General features: G+C 58.6%; 18 protein-coding genes. 11 read left to right on the forward strand and 7 right to left on the reverse strand.

The window, feature by feature from the left end; all coding sequences use genetic code 11:
• Positions 1 to 499: 499 nt before the first annotated feature.
• Positions 500 to 1,531 carry an NADP-dependent oxidoreductase gene (locus ACMX25_RS10890; protein ID WP_414949800.1) on the forward strand — a complete coding sequence of 344 codons (1,032 nt, stop codon included), beginning with the start codon at positions 500 to 502 and terminating at the stop codon, positions 1,529 to 1,531.
• A gap of 64 nt (positions 1,532 to 1,595) precedes the next feature.
• Here ACMX25_RS10890 and ACMX25_RS10895 read toward each other — a convergent pair whose 3' ends face one another.
• Positions 1,596 to 1,772 carry a hypothetical protein gene (locus ACMX25_RS10895; RefSeq protein ID WP_414949801.1) on the reverse strand — a complete coding sequence of 59 codons (177 nt, stop codon included), beginning with the start codon at positions 1,770 to 1,772 and terminating at the stop codon, positions 1,596 to 1,598.
• Positions 1,773 to 1,817: 45 nt separating this feature from the next.
• Positions 1,818 to 2,465 (reverse strand): GNAT family N-acetyltransferase, encoded by a 648-nt coding sequence (locus tag ACMX25_RS10900; RefSeq protein WP_414949803.1) that lies wholly within the window; start codon positions 2,463 to 2,465, stop codon positions 1,818 to 1,820.
• A 164-nt stretch (positions 2,466 to 2,629) separates the two neighbouring features.
• Between ACMX25_RS10900 and ACMX25_RS10905 the strand changes: the two genes are divergently transcribed.
• Positions 2,630 to 2,833, forward strand: a complete 204-nt coding sequence (locus tag ACMX25_RS10905; protein WP_414949805.1) for a hypothetical protein — start codon at positions 2,630 to 2,632, stop codon at positions 2,831 to 2,833.
• A gap of 7 nt (positions 2,834 to 2,840) precedes the next feature.
• Here ACMX25_RS10905 and ACMX25_RS10910 read toward each other — a convergent pair whose 3' ends face one another.
• Positions 2,841 to 3,755, reverse strand: coding sequence for a LysR family transcriptional regulator (locus tag ACMX25_RS10910; protein WP_414949806.1), 915 nt, complete (start codon positions 3,753 to 3,755; stop codon positions 2,841 to 2,843).
• A gap of 137 nt (positions 3,756 to 3,892) precedes the next feature.
• On the opposite strand from ACMX25_RS10910, the gene ACMX25_RS10915 reads away from it, so the two are divergent.
• From ACMX25_RS10915 to ACMX25_RS10930, 4 genes are all read left to right on the forward strand, one after another.
• Positions 3,893 to 4,858 (forward strand): quinone oxidoreductase family protein, encoded by a 966-nt coding sequence (locus ACMX25_RS10915; RefSeq protein ID WP_414949807.1) that lies wholly within the window; start codon positions 3,893 to 3,895, stop codon positions 4,856 to 4,858.
• A gap of 4 nt (positions 4,859 to 4,862) precedes the next feature.
• The gene (locus ACMX25_RS10920; RefSeq protein ID WP_414949808.1) at positions 4,863 to 6,110 is read left to right on the forward strand and encodes a multidrug effflux MFS transporter; all 1,248 of its coding nucleotides are present in this window, start codon (positions 4,863 to 4,865) and stop codon (positions 6,108 to 6,110) included.
• Between the two features lie 277 nt (positions 6,111 to 6,387).
• Positions 6,388 to 6,612: a hypothetical protein gene (locus tag ACMX25_RS10925; RefSeq protein ID WP_414949809.1), complete on the forward strand. Its 225-nt coding sequence runs from the start codon at positions 6,388 to 6,390 to the stop codon at positions 6,610 to 6,612.
• A 253-nt stretch (positions 6,613 to 6,865) separates the two neighbouring features.
• A complete protein-coding gene (locus tag ACMX25_RS10930) occupies positions 6,866 to 8,470 on the forward strand; it encodes a peptide chain release factor 3 (protein WP_414949811.1) in 1,605 nt (534 codons plus the stop codon).
• Positions 8,471 to 8,893: 423 nt separating this feature from the next.
• On the opposite strand, the gene ACMX25_RS10935 is transcribed toward ACMX25_RS10930, so the two are convergent.
• The 3 genes from ACMX25_RS10935 to ACMX25_RS10945 all read right to left on the reverse strand — a co-directional run bounded on the left by ACMX25_RS10935 (position 8,894) and on the right by ACMX25_RS10945 (position 10,895).
• Entirely contained in the window at positions 8,894 to 9,355 is a 462-nt protein-coding gene (locus ACMX25_RS10935) for a RidA family protein (RefSeq protein WP_414949967.1), read from the reverse strand.
• Positions 9,356 to 9,463: 108 nt separating this feature from the next.
• Complete coding sequence (locus ACMX25_RS10940; protein ID WP_414949812.1) at positions 9,464 to 10,276, reverse strand: transporter substrate-binding domain-containing protein; 813 nt, start codon at positions 10,274 to 10,276, stop codon at positions 9,464 to 9,466.
• Positions 10,277 to 10,499: 223 nt separating this feature from the next.
• Positions 10,500 to 10,895, reverse strand: a complete 396-nt coding sequence (locus ACMX25_RS10945) for a GFA family protein (protein ID WP_414949813.1) — start codon at positions 10,893 to 10,895, stop codon at positions 10,500 to 10,502.
• A gap of 251 nt (positions 10,896 to 11,146) precedes the next feature.
• Between ACMX25_RS10945 and ACMX25_RS10950 the strand changes: the two genes are divergently transcribed.
• The 4 genes from ACMX25_RS10950 to ACMX25_RS10965 all read left to right on the forward strand — a co-directional run bounded on the left by ACMX25_RS10950 (position 11,147) and on the right by ACMX25_RS10965 (position 14,361).
• A complete protein-coding gene (locus tag ACMX25_RS10950) occupies positions 11,147 to 12,220 on the forward strand; it encodes an acyltransferase family protein (RefSeq protein WP_414949814.1) in 1,074 nt (357 codons plus the stop codon).
• 105 nt (positions 12,221 to 12,325) lie between these two features.
• A complete protein-coding gene (locus ACMX25_RS10955) occupies positions 12,326 to 13,147 on the forward strand; it encodes a helix-turn-helix transcriptional regulator (protein WP_414949815.1) in 822 nt (273 codons plus the stop codon).
• 201 nt (positions 13,148 to 13,348) lie between these two features.
• Complete coding sequence (locus tag ACMX25_RS10960) at positions 13,349 to 14,047, forward strand: AzlC family ABC transporter permease (RefSeq protein WP_414949968.1); 699 nt, start codon at positions 13,349 to 13,351, stop codon at positions 14,045 to 14,047.
• Positions 14,044 to 14,361 carry an AzlD domain-containing protein gene (locus ACMX25_RS10965; RefSeq protein ID WP_414949816.1) on the forward strand — a complete coding sequence of 106 codons (318 nt, stop codon included), beginning with the start codon at positions 14,044 to 14,046 and terminating at the stop codon, positions 14,359 to 14,361. Before ACMX25_RS10960 ends, ACMX25_RS10965 begins: the two co-directional genes overlap by 4 nt.
• Positions 14,362 to 15,367: 1,006 nt before the next feature.
• On the opposite strand, the gene ACMX25_RS10970 is transcribed toward ACMX25_RS10965, so the two are convergent.
• Positions 15,368 to 16,861, reverse strand: coding sequence for an MDR family MFS transporter (locus tag ACMX25_RS10970; RefSeq protein ID WP_414949817.1), 1,494 nt, complete (start codon positions 16,859 to 16,861; stop codon positions 15,368 to 15,370).
• Between the two features lie 282 nt (positions 16,862 to 17,143).
• Between ACMX25_RS10970 and ACMX25_RS10975 the strand changes: the two genes are divergently transcribed.
• Positions 17,144 to 17,635, forward strand: coding sequence for a RidA family protein (locus ACMX25_RS10975; protein WP_414949818.1), 492 nt, complete (start codon positions 17,144 to 17,146; stop codon positions 17,633 to 17,635).
• The last annotated feature ends 4 nt before the right edge of the window (positions 17,636 to 17,639 follow it).

The raw sequence follows: 17,639 nt of genomic DNA on the forward strand, positions 1-17,639 counted from the left end.
GCCTCGTTTTGAGGAGGGATGGCGGCGTGGTTCATCGTGCGTACCAATTGGGGGCTGGTTCTAGGCGGATAGCGCGGGGTGCTCTTCGGGCAGGTTCAATCACTGGTGGCGAAGCGTGGGGTATCTGTGTTCGGAGAAAGAGGGGTTCACACATCCGTGACTCTTGCGAGCACCATTCTTTTGGGGCACCCATGAATGGGACTGCACGCTGTGGACACTTAGGGTAGTGCTGTTAAAAGCGCTTTCTTTGCTTCGTTTCTTTGTCGCTAAGGACCAAGAAATGACGCGCCGCCACGCGCAGTGGCTAATAGTGATAAAGAAAATAGCAATATAAAACGCGCGAAGACCTGGAAAGCAGCAACCCGGCATTGAATCCGACCGCTAACGCGAGAACCTAGCCAACCGACATCGCCTCGTCCCCCCTCGCCCGCACATCAAAGCGCAATCCCGCAAGCCCGTATATGCTGAGTTCCCCCGCGATTGATCCAGGAGAAACCGCATGACCTCACCTACTGCCCGACAAATCGTGTTGGCATCACGTCCCACTGGCGGTCGCGCCGCGCTCTCCGATTTCCGTTTGGAGGACGTGCCCATGCCGGTTCCAACGAAAGGCCAAGTGCTGCTGCGCGTCGACTATCTATCGCTCGATCCGTACATGCGCGGCCGCATGAACGACGCACGGTCTTACGCAAAACCCGCGCAGATCGGCGAAGCGATGCCCGGCGAGAGCGTGGCCACGGTCATCGAATCCAACAATACAACGCTTCCGGCCGGCACCCGGGTGCTCGTGACAGCAGGCTGGGTCAGCCATGCAGTAGCCGATGCCCACGACCTGACTCCCCTGTCCGCAGACGGCATTGCAACACGCGCCTATCTCGGTGTGCTCGGCATGCCGGGCTTCACGGCTTACGCCGGCATGGCGGCAATCGGCAAACCGAAGTCCGGCGAGACGGTAGTGGTCGGCGCGGCGAGCGGGCCGGTGGGATCGCTTGTCGGTCAGCTCGGCAAGATCGCCGGCGCGCGCGTGGTCGGCATTGCCGGCGGCGCGAAGAAGTGCGCCTATGTAGTCGATGAACTCGGTTTCGATGCCGCCATCGACCATCGCGCGCCCGACTTCGCCGATCAGTTGGCGAACGCGTGTCCCAAAGGTATCGACGTGTATTTCGAGAACATAGGCGGCGCGGTGTGGAAGGCTGTGCTGCCTCTGCTCAACCAATACGGCCGCGTTCCGGTCTGCGGATTGATGGCGCAAACATCGGGTAACGCTGCTGGCGCCGACGATGGCCTCGCCGCAACCATGCGCGCAATCTTGACGCGCAGCCTGACGGTGCGCGGTTATATCAACTACGAGTTTTTGCCTGACTATCGGGATGCTTTCCTGCGCGATGTCGGCGGTTATTTGCGGGCAGGTCAGGTAAAGCATCTGGAGGACGTCACCGTAGGGCTAGGGAACGCACCGCAGGCTTTCCTCGATATGATCGATGGCCGCAATTTCGGCAAGGTGCTGGTGCAGGTGTCCGGGGACGCATAATTCACAGGGGTACGAACAAGTCATGAACAATAGATAGGTCACAAAAACCTGTCGGATCGGCAACTCACACGCTATTCGTATCCCCGATGAACTCGCCCGCGATCGCACCGGATCGGACGGTGAGATTGAGCGCGAAGGTGACGAACTGATCATCCTGCCGGTGCGGCGATCGCTGGCTGGCGTGCTCGAAAATTTCGCGAGATTCGCGCCGGATTTCACGGTCGACACTCGCGATGAGCACGAGCAGGCTGACCGCAAAGTGTGCAGGACGTGATACTTGCCTCGCTCAATCCTTCGGATTCACCAGCGAGGTCAGTACGTGATCCGCCCATTGCCCATCGATCTTGAGATACGCCTTGGCGAGTCCTTCATGCTCGAACCCAAGGCTGGTTAACAGGCGCCCGCTGCGATCATTTTCCGGCCTGTAACTCGCCATGACCCGATGCAGCCGGTATGCATCGAAGATAAAACCCAGCGCCGCAACGAGCGCCTCGCGCATCAGCCCGCGTCCCTCGTAATGCTGATCGATCGAATAGCCGAGATGACATGCCTGAAACGATCCCCGCACGATGTTCGTGAAATGGCAGTCGCCAATCAGCACGTCGCGGCGTTCGCTCGTAAAAATCAGCAGATGCAATGCGGTGCCGGCCGTCATCGCACTTTCCATTAATGCCATGCGTTCATTCGCGGCTTGTATCGTGAAGAAAGCGTCTTCGCGCAACGGTTCCCAGCGGTCCAGGTGCGCGCGATTGGCAAGCCGGTAGATCAGCAACGCGCCGGTGTACTGACTGCCGGCGGGGCGCAGCACCACACGCTCCGTTTTCAAGCCCTCCGGCGGGAATTGCGCCATCGCGCGATGCTCGGCTTCGATTGCCATCAGCAGTAATACCCCTTCCTGAAACGTCAATACAACGACGAGCCAACAACGATACATCGACGAATTAACGCCGGCATTTCGTGTGATGAAAAGAGGCAATATTTTCCTGATCAGCGCGTCGGCGGATGTCGTTTTCTATCGTCGGCGCCCAATTTTGGCTGGCAAAAAGTAGGTGAAAACCCTTATAATCGCGAAATTAAAGATTCTAGGAAACTTTGGAAATGTCCCGCCGCTTCTTCATTGCCGAGCGCATCGCTTTTGCGTTGCTGACCCTGTCCGCCGTTGCGGACGCTGGCTTTATCAGCTACGAAAAGAGCCCGAATTTCAGGGATAACATTCATGAAATCGTTCGTGTAAGCAAAGAGGTTTCGCTCATGTATCCGGCAACCGGTAATGACCCGTGGATGCCCCTGGCTTCGAACTGATTTCCAGCTAACGCACGCCTGCCGCCGGGCTTTTCACGCGAAGCGTTTCCTGTACGAAATCCAGAAAGACCCGTACTCGCGGCGACAAATGCCGCCGGCTCGCAAACACCGCATATAACTCAATTTCATCGCAGTGGTAAGGGGCGAGGCACTCAATCAGCCGGCCCGCGAGTAAATCGTCTTCTATATCCCATAGCGCCTTCAGCGCAAGGCCACGGCCCTTGAGCGCCCAGTCGTGGAGCACTTCGCCGCTCGCGGTCGAGAGTGTGCCGCGGACCTGGATCTCACGGCGCCGGCCGTCTTCCACGAATAACCATTTGTCGAAAACACGCTGCCCGCGCACGAGCCGCAGGCAATCGTGCGTGGCGAGGTCGGCAAGCGTTTTCGGCGTGCCATTCCGCGCCAGATACGCCGGCGCCGCGCACACAATGCGCCGGCTCGACAGCAGTTTCTTCGCTATCACACCGGTATCCGCCGGCAAGCCGATACGCAACGCGACGTCGAGATTGTCGTCGATCACATCCAGCCCGATATCGGACAGTACAAGCCGAACCTCGACCTCCGGATAACGATCCGAGAACGCTTCGATCAGCGGCGCGATCTGCTTGCGCCCAATCTCCGATGGCGCGCCGATACACAACAAACCCTGCGGCACGCGCGCCTGAGCGCTGATCTCGGCCTCGGCGTCGTCCACTGCCTGCAAGATGGCGAGCGCGCGCTCGTGAAACAGCGCGCCTTCCACCGTCAGGTCGAAGCGTCGCGACGTCCGCGTGACAAGGCGCACGCCCAGCCGCTTCTCCATCGCGGCCAGCCGCCGGCTCATGGCGGCAGTCGATCCATCGGTCTGGCGCGCGGCCGCCGAAAGGCTGCCGGCGTCCACCATCTGTGCGAACAGGCGCAGGTCGTTGACTTCATCGGGCATGGATTGGGTCCCTCTTGAATTCGTCCATCTTTCCAGTTCATCTTTCCACTTGGCGCAACAATTCTATGTGGATCGATGTCTTTTCGCCAAGGTCGGACGCGGCAATAATGCAGACATGACAACGGAGGAATCCAATCATGAAAGCACTACGCTTCAATCAGCACGGCGATCCATCGGTTCTCTTCTCCGGCGATTTGCCCACGCCCGCGCCGTCCGGCGATGAAGCCGTCGTCCAGGTATTCGCGGCATCGATCAATCCGAGCGACGTAAAGAACGTGGCAGGGCGCATGAGCCAGACCACGCTGCCGCGTACGCCCGGTCGCGACTATGCGGGCGTCGTCATCGCCGGTCCTGCCGAGTGGCTGGGCGCCGAAGTGTGGGGCTCAGGCGGCGACGTGGGTTTCACACGCGACGGGACGCATGCGGAACACGTGGTCGTGCCCGTTGCGAGCCTGGGCCGCAAGCCGGTCAACCTGACGTTCGAGGAAGCATCGGCGATTGGCGTGAATTTCATCACTGCGTGGTGCGCCGTGGTCGAGGCGGCGCAGTTGCAGGCCGGCGAGAGCGTGGTGATCATCGGAGTGGGCGGCGTGGGCGGAGCGGCATCGCAGATCGCGAAACGGATCGGCGCGAAGGTGGTGGGCGTGGCGCGCGGAGCGGCCGCGACGAGTCCCTACGTGGATGCAATGGTGGACTCGCAAGCCCCCGACGCCATCGCGCGCATTCGTGAAGCGACGGACGGCGGCGCGGCGGTCGTATTCGATACCGTCGGCGGATCGATGTTCGAAACTGCCTTGCATATGCTGAAGGTCGGCGGACGGCTGGTGGAGATATCGGCGTCGGATCGTCGCGAAGTCACCTTCAACCTCGCGGATTTCTATCACAACGAAAGCCGTCTGATTGGTGTCGATACCTTGAAGCGCGACCTGGTTGCGTCCGCGAAAATGCTGGAAGCGCTGCGTCCCGGTTTCGAAGATGGCAGCTACAAGGCGCCGGTTATCGCGCAGACCTTCGCGCTGGAAGATGCACAAGCGGCCTACCAGGCGGTGGCGGCAGGAACGAAAGGCCGCGTGGTGCTGACACCGCAAGCTAAGCGGAGCTGACGTGATGCAACGCTGGCGACTCGCGCCGCAATCCATCCTGTTCGCTGTTTTTCTCGGCGCGCTGGCTGCATTGCCGCCTATTTCCATCGATATGGCGTTGCCCGCGCTCGTCGATATTGCGAGCACGTTGCATGCGAGCGCGAGTCAGGCCGGGCTCACGCTGAGTCTGTTCATGGCAGGTTTCGCGGTGGGTCCGATCGTCTACGGCCCTCTTTCCGATGCAACAGGCCGCAAGCCTACGCTCCTGCTCGGCCTCGCGCTGTTCACGGCCGGCGGGATTGTTTCGGCGGCGGCACCCAGCATCGGCGTGTTGCTTGGCGCGCGATTAGTGCAGGGCATTGGGGCGGGCGCGGGGATGACGGTGGCGCTCGCGATCGTGCGCGACCTGTTCGAAGGCAACGCGATGCAGCACCGTCTCGCGGCCATCACCGTAGTGGCGAACGTTGCGCCGATTGTTGCGCCTTCGATTGGCGTCGGCCTGCTGGCGGCAATTCAGTGGCGTGGGATCTACGGCGTCATGGCCGTCTGCGGATTGGTGGCCGCACTCGCTACGTGGGCTGGCCTGACAGAATCCGCGCCGCAGCGCAGCGGCAGGTTCGCCGTGTCCGGGCTCCGCGATGGGTACAGGCGCGTGCTGACACATCGCGCGGTGCTGGGGCACATCCTCATCAACGGTTTTGGGTTTGGCTGGATGTTCGCGTACGTCGCGGGCTCGCCGCTTGTGCTGCTGCATATCCTGCACGTCAGGCCAATCATCTATGCCGCGATGTTCGCCATGACCGGCGCCGGTATTGTCGCGGGTGCAACGGTGAATGGTTTTATCGCTGCGCGCGGTTTTGAATCGCGGCGCATTCTCGCGACCGCTATTTGCACGACACTTGTCGCGACGCTCGGGTTGATTGCGCTGAGCGTATTGCATCGCGCGTCGTTGCTCACCATCATGCCCTTGCTCGTGGCCAGTACTTTTTGCTTCGGGCTCGCGGCTCCCAGTGCTGCACGCGGCGCGCTCGATCCCGTTCCCGAGTTGGCGGGCGTGGCGGGCGGCTTGCTGACATCCATACAGATGCTGTGTGGCGCGGCGTCGAGCTCATTCGTCGCGCTGCTGTTTCCGGTACTCGGCATTTTTTCGATGAGCGGCGTGATGATCGCCTGCGCGTTACTTGCAGGAATGGTCTGGATCTGGCTCGGGCAGCGCGGCGGAGTCGAGACACCTTCTAATGTCGCCGATGCAAACTCGACTTCGGCAATTTAAGCGTGATGAGACGCGGGTCGAGTGAGCGGCCCAATGATTGTCAAATAAGGTTATGTACTGGCGCTGAATTTCACGCAGTGGAATATACGGGGTACAGGGTGCATCTAAATGCGTTAACGCGTGGAATCCTTTGCACGAAAAATTATTTGGCTGCAGTCAGTTTTTCTTTGAGTTCGTGTCAACACACTTCGCGATGAGACGTTAAACGGGTACACGCGACGTCGTCGCCGCGTTGTCGATAACAAACCTCGACATCAACCTCAAGGATCTTACTGCCATGAAAAAGCAACTCGTTGCCGCGACGCTCGTCGCTTTGTTCTCCGCTGGTGCATTCGCGCAAGCTTCGGCACCTGCTCCGGCAGCTGCCATGGCTCCGGCTGCTACGGCTGCCGATGCAACACCGGCTAGCGGCACGCACAAGGCCAAGAAGCATCACCACAAGAAGCATCACAAGAACACGACCGCGACTACGACGATCCCGTCGTCGGCACCGAAGCCCTAAGCTTTAAGCCCTGGGCTTTGAGCTTCAGGCTTTGAGCTTTAAGGTTCTTGCCCGGCTTCAGGTTTTAGCGGTTTGAGAAAGGCCCCGATCCAATCGGGGCCTTTCTTGTTTGTGCGAGCGTGCCCGGCCGTGGCCCCGGCCCGGCCACGAGTGGACCCCCCCTCGTGTATCATCCACACCACGCGGCTTTTTCGGGCCATTTTCGGGCCAGTCCCGCCCGAATGCTCACCCCCACAGCTCTTTTCCAGTACAGATGTCACTCTCCGAACTCAAACGGCGCCGCACCTTCGCGGTCATATCCCACCCTGACGCGGGCAAGACCACGCTGACCGAAAAGCTGTTGCTATTTTCGGGCGCGATCCAGATTGCAGGCACCGTGAAGGGGCGCAAGAGCAGCCGCTATGCAACGTCGGACTGGATGGAAATCGAAAAGCAGCGCGGTATTTCGGTCGCGAGTTCGGTCATGCAGTTTGAATATGGCGATTGTGTCATTAACCTGCTCGATACGCCGGGCCACGAAGACTTCTCTGAAGATACGTATCGTGTGTTAACGGCAGTCGATGCTGCCGTGATGGTGATCGACGGCGCCAACGGTGTTGAAGCGCAGACGCTCAAGCTGCTTGAGGTCTGCCGCAGCCGCCGCACGCCAATTCTCACGTTCATTAACAAGCTTGACCGGGAAGTACGTCAACCGCTTGATCTGCTCGATGAAATTGAACAGCACCTGGGTGTGGCGGCCGTGCCGTTCACCTGGCCTATTGGCATGGGCAAGGAATTCCAGGGCGTCTACGACATTGCGCACGATCAGGTGCGCGTATTTCGCGCGGGACAAGATACTGCCGGCGGTGCGGTTGAAACCGTGCGTGCGCTCGATGATGCTGACGGTGAACGTCGCTTTGGTCCGAGCTGGGCGCGCGCGAAAGAAGAAATCGATTTGATCACGGGCGCTACGCCTGCGTTTGATCGCGCCAAGTTTCTCGCCGGAGAACAATCGCCGGTGTTGTTTGGATCGGCGATTAACAACTTCGGCGTGAAGGAAATTCTGGACGCGCTGGTTGAGCTTGCGCCGCCGCCATCGATGCGGATGTCTGTCCAACGTCCGGTGTTGCCGGAAGAGCCGCGCTTTACCGGTGTGGTGTTCAAGGTGCAGGCGAACATGGATCTGGCGCACCGTGACCGCGTGGCGTTTATTCGTGTGTGCTCGGGACACTTCGAGCGCGGCATGGCGTTGAAGGTGACGCGCACCAATAAGACTTTCCGCGCGAATAACGTGGTGACGTTCCTGTCGCAACGTCGTGAGACCGTGAGTGAAGCGTTCCCGGGCGATATCATCGGCATTCCGAATCATGGGACGCTGAGCCTTGGCGACACATTGACGGAAGGTGAGCTGTTGCAGTTCGTGGGCTTGCCGTTTTTTGCGCCGGAAATTTTCCAGACGGTGGAAGTGGTGGACCCGATCCGCGCGAAGCAGTTGGGTGAAGCGCTGCGGCAACTTGGCGATGAGGGCGCGATTCAAGTGTTCCGTCCGGTGCTTGGCGGCTCGACCATTCTGGGCGCGGTCGGGCAGTTGCAGTTCGAGGTGGTGTCGCACCGGTTATCGGCGGAATACAAGGTGGATGTGCGGATCATGCCGGCGCGGTATCGGATGTCGCGATGGGTGACGTGTGACGACGCTGCTGAACTGCGCCGTTTCACCGATGCATATTCGGCGCGTATTGCGTTGGATGCGTCGAATGCGCCGACGTATCTTGCTTCGCATGTATCGGAAATTGATGTGGCGAAGAAGGCATGGCCGAAGATCGTTTTCAATGAGCTGCGTGAGCACTCGGGCGCGCCGTTCCAGAAGTCGATCTTATAAGGGCAGGCGCCAGGAAGGGTTTGCGACGAAGTGCGGCGGACCTGCCAATTTAGCGGCAGGTTGTTCGCGGATAGCGCGGTGTGCCCTTCGGGCAGGTTCAATCGCTTGTGGCGAAGCGTGTGGGTATCCGTGTTCGGAGAAGGAGGGGTTCACACATCCGTGGCTCTGGCGAGCACCGTGCTTTTCGGGTACCAATGAATGAAAACCGCACGCTGTGGACACTTAATTTTTAGAGAGTTGAAAGCGTTTTCTTTGCTTCGTTTCTTTGTCGCTTTGGACAAAGAAATGACGCGCTGCCACGCGCAGTGGCTAATAGTGATAAAGAAAACAGCTAACGTAAAACCCGCGAAGACCTGGAAAGCAGCAACCCGGCAATGAACCAAACCGCTCCCCCTCCAACATCCAGAACCCCCACCCCAAGCACTAGCGTTTAAGCTGAAAAACGCTATCAATTTCCACGGGAATGCCCATCGGCAGAGTAAAAACACCTATCGCACTTCTCGCCGGCAGCCGATCCGGTCCAAAAAGAGCTAGCAACAAATCACTCGCCCCATCGGCGACCTTAGGGTGCGCTGTGAACCCGCTCTCTGCGCGAACATAAACCGTCAGCCGCGCGCAGCGTTCAACGTTCTCCAGCCCGCAAGCTTCCTCGACACAAGCAAGAATCAGCAGCATGGTCCGCTGCGCTGCTTCCTGCGCGTCAGCGATCGAGAAGTCATCGCCGACAATTCCGACAACCGGTTTACCGTCCTTAAACGGGCCCAGGCCTGAAACAAAAAGCTGGTCACCCAGGGTCACGGTCGTCCGATACGATCCGAGCGGATTAATTGGCGCGGGCAATTGAAGGCCAAGCTGCGCTAAGCGGATCTGAATATCGTTGTCCATGGCAATCAAAAAGACGTTAGTGAGAAGCAGCAAGTATGTACGCTGTTTCATTTCCGCGTGATGATCGGCACTTAACAACCTGCCAGCTATAGCCAAGACAGCAAAAACTCAATCCACACTCTGCACCATCTTCTGCGGCAGTGGCACATGCAGCCACTTCTCCACGATGCCATTCAACTCACCGTCTTTCTTCGCTTCAGTCAGGATTGCATCGACCTTTGCCATCAGCTTCGGCTCGTTCTTGTTCAACCCGACATGACATGCCGATTCGTGGATCACATACTTGAGCGCGGGTTTATTCGGCGCCGACGCCGGCAAAGTCGCCGCAATCTTGTTCGCCACGAAATCACCCGTTCCTACCAACGGAACCTGACCTGCGAGATAGGCGGAGATCATGCCGCTGTTGTCCTCGAAGCGCTTGATCGTGGTGGACGGCGGCACGCTCTTCGTGAGCATCAGGTCTTCGAACGTGCCGCGGGCGACACCCACCGTCTTCCCAGCCATGTCAGCCGGGCCGTCGATTTTTATATTCGCGGGACCGTACACGCTATTGTTGTAAGGCGAATACGACTGCGAGAAGTCGATGACCTTGTCGCGCTCCGCATCGCGGCCCAGCGTCGAAATGACCAGATCGACCTTGTTCGTCTGCAGGTACGGAATCCGGTTCGCGCTCGTGACCGGCACGAGTTCCAGCTTGGCGCCGAGTTTCTTCGCAAGCAGCCCGGACACGTCGATATCCAGCCCTTCCAGTTGCATGCTCGGTCCGACCGATCCAAACGGCGCAAAATCCTGCGGCACGGCGACACGCAGTACACCGCGCTTCGCGATGTCATCCAGTGCTTCCGCGTGGGCCGGCGTCAGACTTGCAAGCGCGCTGAGTGCGACTAGACCTAGCGTCATCAACAACTTCGAAGTTTTCATGTTTGCCCTGAAACGTGGTGTGGTCTGGCAACGTTGATCGTTTTTTAAGTTGCCGGCGGCGGGAGGCGAAAGCGGCTGGCGCGCGGCATCGCAAAGTCTATTAGCAAGTCTTTTGTTTTCTAAACGATTCAAAATTCACGCGCTGCGCGACATCCAGGAACACGGGCGTGAGTGACTTTCAAATGGGGCGGCGTACACGTACGCGCTGCGTTCCGTTACTCGTTCAGGTCGGCTTTGACCCCGAATACGTATCGAGGCCATCGGCGAAGTGAATCCACGGCAACTGCTCTGCCGTGTGCGTGTGATCGTCTGGCCCGACGGTTTCAGGCGCATTCAGGCTGCAGGTTGCAATGTCGAGCTGGTCCGACAGTTCCGCGTGCTGGTAGGTCAAATGAGTGCCGCAATTCGGACAGAACGTTCGGACGACCTTTGCGCTGGATGGAAAGCGCCGGGGTGTTCCCGCTACAAAACGAAATCCGGCAGACGGCGTGCTGAACCACGCGACAACCGGCGCCGCCGCAATACTCCGGCAGTCGGCGCAATGGCAAAGTGTGGAATAAAAGGCAAGTTCCTGTACCTCATAGCGCACCCTACCGCAGTAGCAACCGCCTTTAAGCATGGTGGTTCTGCGAACGAATTAACTCGATAGTATAGTAATGAAAATGAAAGAAAACGACTGGATAAATCCAGTGGATCGATTCAATTAATCGCGTTATCACAACCTGAAACCGTTCATTCCCGTTGACAAACCCTCCAACGAATTATTTTCTAATATTTTCTCGGCTCGACGACTCAAACGGATATTTTTCCTCATCCGGATTGCTTTTTTTTCACCCTACACTGAGCGCTCGATAATGACGGTCCGACACTATGAGCGCCATAAAATCCACCCGGTTCGATTTGCTCGACGGCTTGCGAGGTGTGGCTGCAATCGCCGTCATGCTTCACCACTACACGCAACACACCGGCTGGGACTGGTTCGGCGGGGCATGGGTGGCAGTCGACCTGTTCTTCGTGCTGTCCGGTTTCGTGATCGCGCATAGTTACAGCAAGAAGATCCTGAACGGCATGTCGTTTCGCGAGTTCGCCTTCGTCCGGCTTGTCCGGCTAGCGCCTCTCTACCTGCTGGGGCTGGCGCTCGGCGTGTGCGCCGTGTTGCTATCGATGGCAAAAACCGGCACGCCGCAAATATCCGGCACGCAGCTCGCGACAGCCACCGTGCTGGGCGCGGCTTGGCTGCCTTACTTCAATAATATCGGCTGGCCTTTTGGCACGGACTCAATCGTAGGTGCGACGTTTCCGTTGAACGATCCGTCGTGGTCGTTATTCTTCGAGTTATTCGTCAACGTCGTTTTTGCTGCGTACCTGTACAAATTCCGCAAACTGCCGAACGCCAAATATTCGCTGCTTGCATTCATTGCGTTTATTGCCTGCACCGTAATCTTTCGGCAAATCAATCCGGGCTGGCGGGCAGAAAGTTTCCTGCTGGGATTCCCGCGCGTTACTGCCGAATTCTTCGCCGGTGTCTTGATCTTTTCGGCTGGGCTCCAGTTTAAAAAGCCGCACTTCTTATTCACTGCGGTGATCACGATCGCAGCGCTGGCGTGCTTCGCGATTGGCAGTCCCAAGGTGGCATTCGTTAATTCGCTGACGCTGGTTCCTTTGTCCGTGGCGCTGCTATGTTCGGTGTCAATTGAAGGCATTGGCAAGGGGATCTGCAAGGTGCTGGGCGAACTTTCGTATCCGCTCTATGTGATCCATTTCCCGATTTATCGCCTGGTGTTCGAATCGTTCGATATCCGGGTACTGAACCCTGTCGTCCAGACGCTGGTCGTGGCAGGCATCTCGATTGTGTTGGCCTTGTTGCTCGCGCGTGCGGATCAGGAGCTCAGGAGGAAGCTGACGAGTTTCATCAAGACCAAGACGTCGGCCGCCGCGGTCTGATCGAGCCGTCTTTAAGCGTGAGGAAAAATCAGCAGATTATTCAAGATCCGCTGAAAACGTGGCCCGGGCTAAACTTGCGGTTTCCTTCCACGGCATCGCAAAGCCATGATCGCCTCCCGTTTCAGCAATTCCGCGCGCTATTGGCGCTCGCCGCTCGTGCCCGGCGCGGAAATGCTCACGGCCGAGTATTACGACCATACGTTCACCCCCCATTGGCACGACGCGTACACCATTCCGGTCATTGAAGCGGGCGCGGAGCAGTACGACTACCGTGGGTCGAATTTCGTGGCGGAAGCCGGCTCGGTGCCCGTGATCAATCCGGGCGAGCTGCATACCGGCGCGCGGGCGGTGGACCTGGGCTGGCGATATCGCGTGTTTTATCTGCCGGTCGATTTCGTGCAGGCTGTCGCTGACGAAGTGGCTGGCAGCGTCCAGCCAATGCCATGGTTTTCCGCCGATGTCATCCGCGACCCCGATCTCGCCCATCGCGTGCAGATCGCGCATCAAGCCATGGAAGCCAACCTGGATGCGCTCGGCGCGGAGCATGCGTTGCTCGACGCGGTATCCACGCTGCTTGCGCGTCACGCCGGACAACGGCCGCTCGCGCAGCGCATGCATCAGGACTCGGTGCGCGTGAATACGATGAAAGCCTGCCTGACCGATGACCTGACCGAGCCGTTATCGCTTGCCGAGCTGGCGCAGACCGTGGGTCTCTCGACCTTCCACGCGGCGCGCTTGTTCACGCGCGAGACCGGGCTCGCCCCTCACGCGTGGCGCAACCAGATGCGCGTCAATCGCGCACTCGATGCATTGCGTGCGGGCGTTCCAGTCACGGACGTGGCGGCGGCGAGCGGTTTCACCGACCAGAGCCATTTCACGCGGCACTTCAAGAAGACCTTCGGTGTATCGCCCGGACGCTGGCGCTAGCGCCAGCGTGTCTCCCGCACGCCGCAGGTCCCGCATATAACCGGACCGCAAGAACGTACAAGCGTATCTAGGCGGCGCGTTCTATCCTCGCTATCAACGGAGGAGACATTGAACTCAACGCATCAAGGCCATCAGGCTCATCAAGACCATCGGCCGGGTAATCTCGCCGAATTCGGCGCAGGCGCACGCGACACCATTCCCATGATGGTCGGCGCCGCGCCGTTTGGCGTGATCTTCGGCACGCTCGCCGCCACCGGTCCGCTGCATGCGTGGTCGGTACAGTTCATGTCGCTTGCGGTATTTGCCGGCTCGGCGCAATTCATCGCGCTTGGGTTGATCGCCGGTCATGCGAGTTTTGCGGTGATCTGGGCAACCACGTTTATCGTCAATCTGCGTCATGTCTTGTACTCAGCGACGCTTTCGCCCTACGTCGCGCACTTGCCTGCGCGCTGGCGCTGGACGCTCGGCGCGTTCATGACCGATGAAGTATTTGCCGTCTCTTACGCGCATTACCAGCGCCGCGCGCCGGGCGAAACCGGGCCGTATTACTTCCTGGGCTCGGGCGTTTCCATGTATGTGAACTGGCAGATATGGACCGTCGCCGGACTGCTGTTCGGTTCGGCGTTTCCGGGTCTTCAGTCGAAGGGCCTGGACTTTGCGATGGTCGCCACGTTCATTGCGATCATCGTGCCGCAGCTTGTTGCGTTGCGTTTTGTGGCTGCTGCGCTGGCCGCTGGCGTGTTGTCGTTTGCGTGGAATGATTGGCCTTACAAGCTTGGTTTGCTTGCGGCAGTGGTGGTGGGCGTGGTGGTGGGCATGCTGCTGTCGATGCGTGCAAAAGATTCTGCTAAGTCCACCGAATCCAAGCAACGTTCCGGGGAAATGGAGCGCGCTGAATGAAATACGTTCTTTTGATCGTGGGGATGGCGGTGATTACCTATGGCATCCGTTCTGCGGTTTTTGTTTTTGGCGAGCGCCTGAGCTTTCCACCCATTGTGCGGATGGCGCTTAACTTCGTGCCGGTGACGGTGCTGACGGCAATCATCGTGCCGATGACGATTGCGCCGCATGGCGGTGCTGCCGAACTCACCTGGCGAAATTCGCAATTGATCGCGGCGTTGGTCGCTGTGGTTGTGTGTGGGATTACGCGTAAGCCTCTGCTGACTATTGCGGTTTCGTTAGCCGTGTTCTTTGGCTGGCAAATGATTGGTTAGGGTTTTGTTCGCACGGGGTTAGCGGTTGGGGTTGCGCGGGTTTCTGGCGTTAGGGGGCCGGGTCAGTGGTGGGTTGTGCGGGTTCATTGCCGGGTTGTGCGGGTTCTGCGTTAGCGGTCGGAGTCTATACCGGGTTGCTGCTTTCCAGGTCTTCGCGCGTTTAGTGTTGGATGTTTTCTTTATCACTATTAGCCACTGCGCGTGGCAGCGCGTCATTTCTTTGTCCAAAGCGACAAAGAAACGAAGCAAAGAAAACGCTTTCAACTCTCTAAAAATTAAGTGTCCACAGCGTGCAGTTTTGATTCATTGGTACCCGAAAAGCACGGTGCTCGCTAGAACCACGGATGTGTGAAACCCTCCTTCTCGCGAATCCTGACAGTAAAACGCTTCGCCCCGTACGCTCTCGGGCAAGCACCCTTGCCCTACGAACCCGCACGGCCTCACGCGCTTTTATGGGTGTGATTCTTCTCGGGTTAGCTGGTCGGTTCGCACTGTTATTTTAGGGATTGGGCCTCACGCATTCTGCCGAACCATTTCTCGGTGGTTTAAAAAATGGTTCGGCATGCATCCAAATTTGGAGGTTGGTTTTTCGCGGATAGCGCGGGGCGCTCCTTGGGCGGGTTCAGTCGCCAGTGCTTGCCCGAGAGCGTACGGGGCGAAGCGTTTTACTGTCAGGATTCGCGAGAAGGAGGGGTTCAAACATCGGTGGCTCTGGCGAGCACCGTGCTTTTGGGGCACCTATGAAATGGAACTGCACGCTGTGGACACTTAGGGTAGAGCGGTGAAAGCGTTTTCTTTGCTTCGTTTCTTTGTCGCTTTGGACAAAGAAATGACGCGCTGCCACGCGCAGTGGCTAATAGTGATAAAGAAAACATCCAACACTAAACGCGCGAAGACCTGGAAAGCAGCAACCCGGTATAGACTCCGACCGCTAACATAGAACCCGCGCAACCTAGAATCAACCCCGACCCCGACCCTCATCCCAGACCAATCCCACAACAGCGGCTCAATCTTCAACCGTCGACAACACCTCAAACGGCATCTTTTTCTCGTGGCTCAACGTGATCGCAGGGACGAAGAGAAGAAACCCGACCGCAAAAATCGCGATCACGAAAATCGATAAAAATGTCAGATGAAGCGACTGATGCAGTACCTGACGGATTGCATCGCTGCTGCCGAGGCTCATTACCTGATTTTGCAGCAGCGCCTTTAACTGGTCCGATGTAACCGCGGCCGCGCCATTCGAATGACCCAGCCCAAAATTGAGCACAGCGCCGAACAAAGTCGCGCCAATCGTGCTGCCGAGATTCCGCGAAAACAGATTCGAGGCCGTCGCGCTCCCGCGCTGCGCAATATCGACTATCTCCTGGATCAGCACAAGCGAACTGACGCTCGACGTCCCCATGCCAAAGCCCATGATGAGCGAACCAAACGCGGCGATCAGCGGAGAGCTTTCCGGCGACAACACGATCAGGAACACCGCGCCTAACGGGATAAACGCACTGCCGCCAATCAAGATGCGCCTAAGCCCGATTCGATGAAACGACTTCGCCGCCAGCGTCGCGCCAACGGGCCACCCGACCATCATCATGGTCAACGCAAGACCGGCAATCACCGGCGAACGATGCAGCACGCCTTGCACGTACATCGGCAGGAATGTGGTTGCACCCATCAGGATCATGCCGGACAGGACGGTCGATCCGTTACACGCGGCTATCGGCCGGCGGCCCCAGAGCGCGAACGAGATCATGGGTTCGGTGGCGCGTTTCTCCTGCATCAGGAAGAACAGCAGGCACAGGATAAAGAATCCGCCCGCGATCAATGCCTTCGTGATGTCGTCATTGCCTGCATACGTCAGCGACATCATCAGTGCAGCAATGGACACCATGAAAAGCGCCGCGCCCGCAAAGTCGATGGACGGTCGCGAGTGCCGCTCCGATTCTTTAAGGAACGCGATGAACCCCGCCGCCGACGCAAGGCCAATGGGCACGTTCATCCAGAAGATCCAGGCCCACGAAAAATCGCGGATGATCAAGCCGCCGACCATCGGTCCGACGACCGCCGAGATGGCCCAGACGCTCGCCAGATAACCCTGCACCTTGCCACGTTCGCGCGCGGGATAGAGGTCGGCGACAATCGTCAGCGTGACCGGCTGGATCGCGCCTGCGCCCACGCCCTGGATCAGCCGGAACACGATCATGGCGGGCATTGACCAGGCGAAACCGGCAAGTATTGAGCCGGCCAGAAAGATGCCGATGCCGATTAGAACGATGGGCTTGCGGCCATACAGGTCCGCGAGCTTGCCGAAGATGACCGTCATGGCGGTCTGCGTCAGCAGGAAGGACGAGAAGACCCAGCTATAGAGATGCAAATCGCCAAGCTGCGAGACGATCTGCGGCATGGCGGTGGAAACGATGGTGGCTTCTATGGCGACCATTGCCATTGAAGCCATGACCGCTGCAATGACAAGCGGACGCGACGTTTGCGGGCTGCGGGACATGGAAATTGTGTATTGGGGGCGCGGACAAAGTCGCAGGATCTTTGCCCCGCGACGCGTGATGGGGTCGCGGCAGCGCGACCATCGAGGAGTATGCGCCTTGATGGAAATGTTCGCTGAGCGTGGATCGTCCTTTAGGCTCCTCTTGAGGTGCCACCCTTAGCAGCGCGACGGTGTTCAATGGCTAAGTAAAGCCTCATCAATCAAGCGCTTTTGTTCGTTCAGCATGTTGTGACACACTTGGATATCCGACGCTAAGGCTTATTTCAATTCGAGGACCCGTCAATGAATTCCACGCCTGTTCCACGTGACCCGGATTCGGCTGCCGCGCGCCTTGAGGCGCTTGGTCTCGTCCTGCCGAAAGTGCCTGCGCCTCGCGGCGCGTTCAAGCCTTTCTCCCGCTCGGGCTCGCTGATCTTCCTCGCGGGGCAGATTTGCGAATGGGAAGGAGAGGTTCGATACGCCGGTCCTGTCGGCACGGAGCAGGACCTTGAAGCAGGGCAGCGGGCGGCGCAAATTTGCGGACTTAACCTGCTCGCTGCACTTCATCTTGCGCTCGATGGCGACCTTGACCGCGTGGTCAGTTGTCATCGGATGGGCGGCTTTGTGTATTGCATGCCGGGTTATCCTGACGTGCCGAAAGTGATCAACGGTGCCTCCGACCTCATGTTCGCGGTGTTCGGCGAACGAGGCCGGCACGCCCGGACCGCGGTCGGCGTGGCGACGCTTCCGGCGGGGGCGTCGGTGGAAGTGGACGCGATCTTTGAAGTCCGCTGATTGT

Source organism: Caballeronia eucalypticola, assembly GCF_047608185.1.
Taxonomy (GTDB): Bacteria; Pseudomonadota; Gammaproteobacteria; order Burkholderiales; family Burkholderiaceae; genus Caballeronia.

Excerpts from the sequence above, each read along its gene's own strand:
- ACMX25_RS10890 (WP_414949800.1), top strand. The coding sequence starts at position 500 with ATGACCTCACCTACTGCCCGACAAATCGTGTTGGCATCACGTCCCACT.
- ACMX25_RS10900 (WP_414949803.1), bottom strand. The coding sequence starts at position 2,465 with ATGTATCGTTGTTGGCTCGTCGTTGTATTGACGTTTCAGGAAGGGGTA.
- ACMX25_RS10905 (WP_414949805.1), top strand. The coding sequence starts at position 2,630 with ATGTCCCGCCGCTTCTTCATTGCCGAGCGCATCGCTTTTGCGTTGCTG.
- ACMX25_RS10910 (WP_414949806.1), bottom strand. The coding sequence starts at position 3,755 with ATGCCCGATGAAGTCAACGACCTGCGCCTGTTCGCACAGATGGTGGAC.
- ACMX25_RS10915 (WP_414949807.1), top strand. The coding sequence starts at position 3,893 with ATGAAAGCACTACGCTTCAATCAGCACGGCGATCCATCGGTTCTCTTC.
- ACMX25_RS10920 (WP_414949808.1), top strand. The coding sequence starts at position 4,863 with ATGCAACGCTGGCGACTCGCGCCGCAATCCATCCTGTTCGCTGTTTTT.
- ACMX25_RS10925 (WP_414949809.1), top strand. The coding sequence starts at position 6,388 with ATGAAAAAGCAACTCGTTGCCGCGACGCTCGTCGCTTTGTTCTCCGCT.
- ACMX25_RS10930 (WP_414949811.1), top strand. The coding sequence starts at position 6,866 with ATGTCACTCTCCGAACTCAAACGGCGCCGCACCTTCGCGGTCATATCC.
- ACMX25_RS10935 (WP_414949967.1), bottom strand. The coding sequence starts at position 9,355 with ATGGACAACGATATTCAGATCCGCTTAGCGCAGCTTGGCCTTCAATTG.
- ACMX25_RS10940 (WP_414949812.1), bottom strand. The coding sequence starts at position 10,276 with ATGAAAACTTCGAAGTTGTTGATGACGCTAGGTCTAGTCGCACTCAGC.
- ACMX25_RS10945 (WP_414949813.1), bottom strand. The coding sequence starts at position 10,895 with ATGCTTAAAGGCGGTTGCTACTGCGGTAGGGTGCGCTATGAGGTACAG.
- ACMX25_RS10950 (WP_414949814.1), top strand. The coding sequence starts at position 11,147 with ATGAGCGCCATAAAATCCACCCGGTTCGATTTGCTCGACGGCTTGCGA.
- ACMX25_RS10955 (WP_414949815.1), top strand. The coding sequence starts at position 12,326 with ATGATCGCCTCCCGTTTCAGCAATTCCGCGCGCTATTGGCGCTCGCCG.
- ACMX25_RS10960 (WP_414949968.1), top strand. The coding sequence starts at position 13,349 with ATGATGGTCGGCGCCGCGCCGTTTGGCGTGATCTTCGGCACGCTCGCC.
- ACMX25_RS10965 (WP_414949816.1), top strand. The coding sequence starts at position 14,044 with ATGAAATACGTTCTTTTGATCGTGGGGATGGCGGTGATTACCTATGGC.
- ACMX25_RS10970 (WP_414949817.1), bottom strand. The coding sequence starts at position 16,861 with ATGTCCCGCAGCCCGCAAACGTCGCGTCCGCTTGTCATTGCAGCGGTC.
- ACMX25_RS10975 (WP_414949818.1), top strand. The coding sequence starts at position 17,144 with ATGAATTCCACGCCTGTTCCACGTGACCCGGATTCGGCTGCCGCGCGC.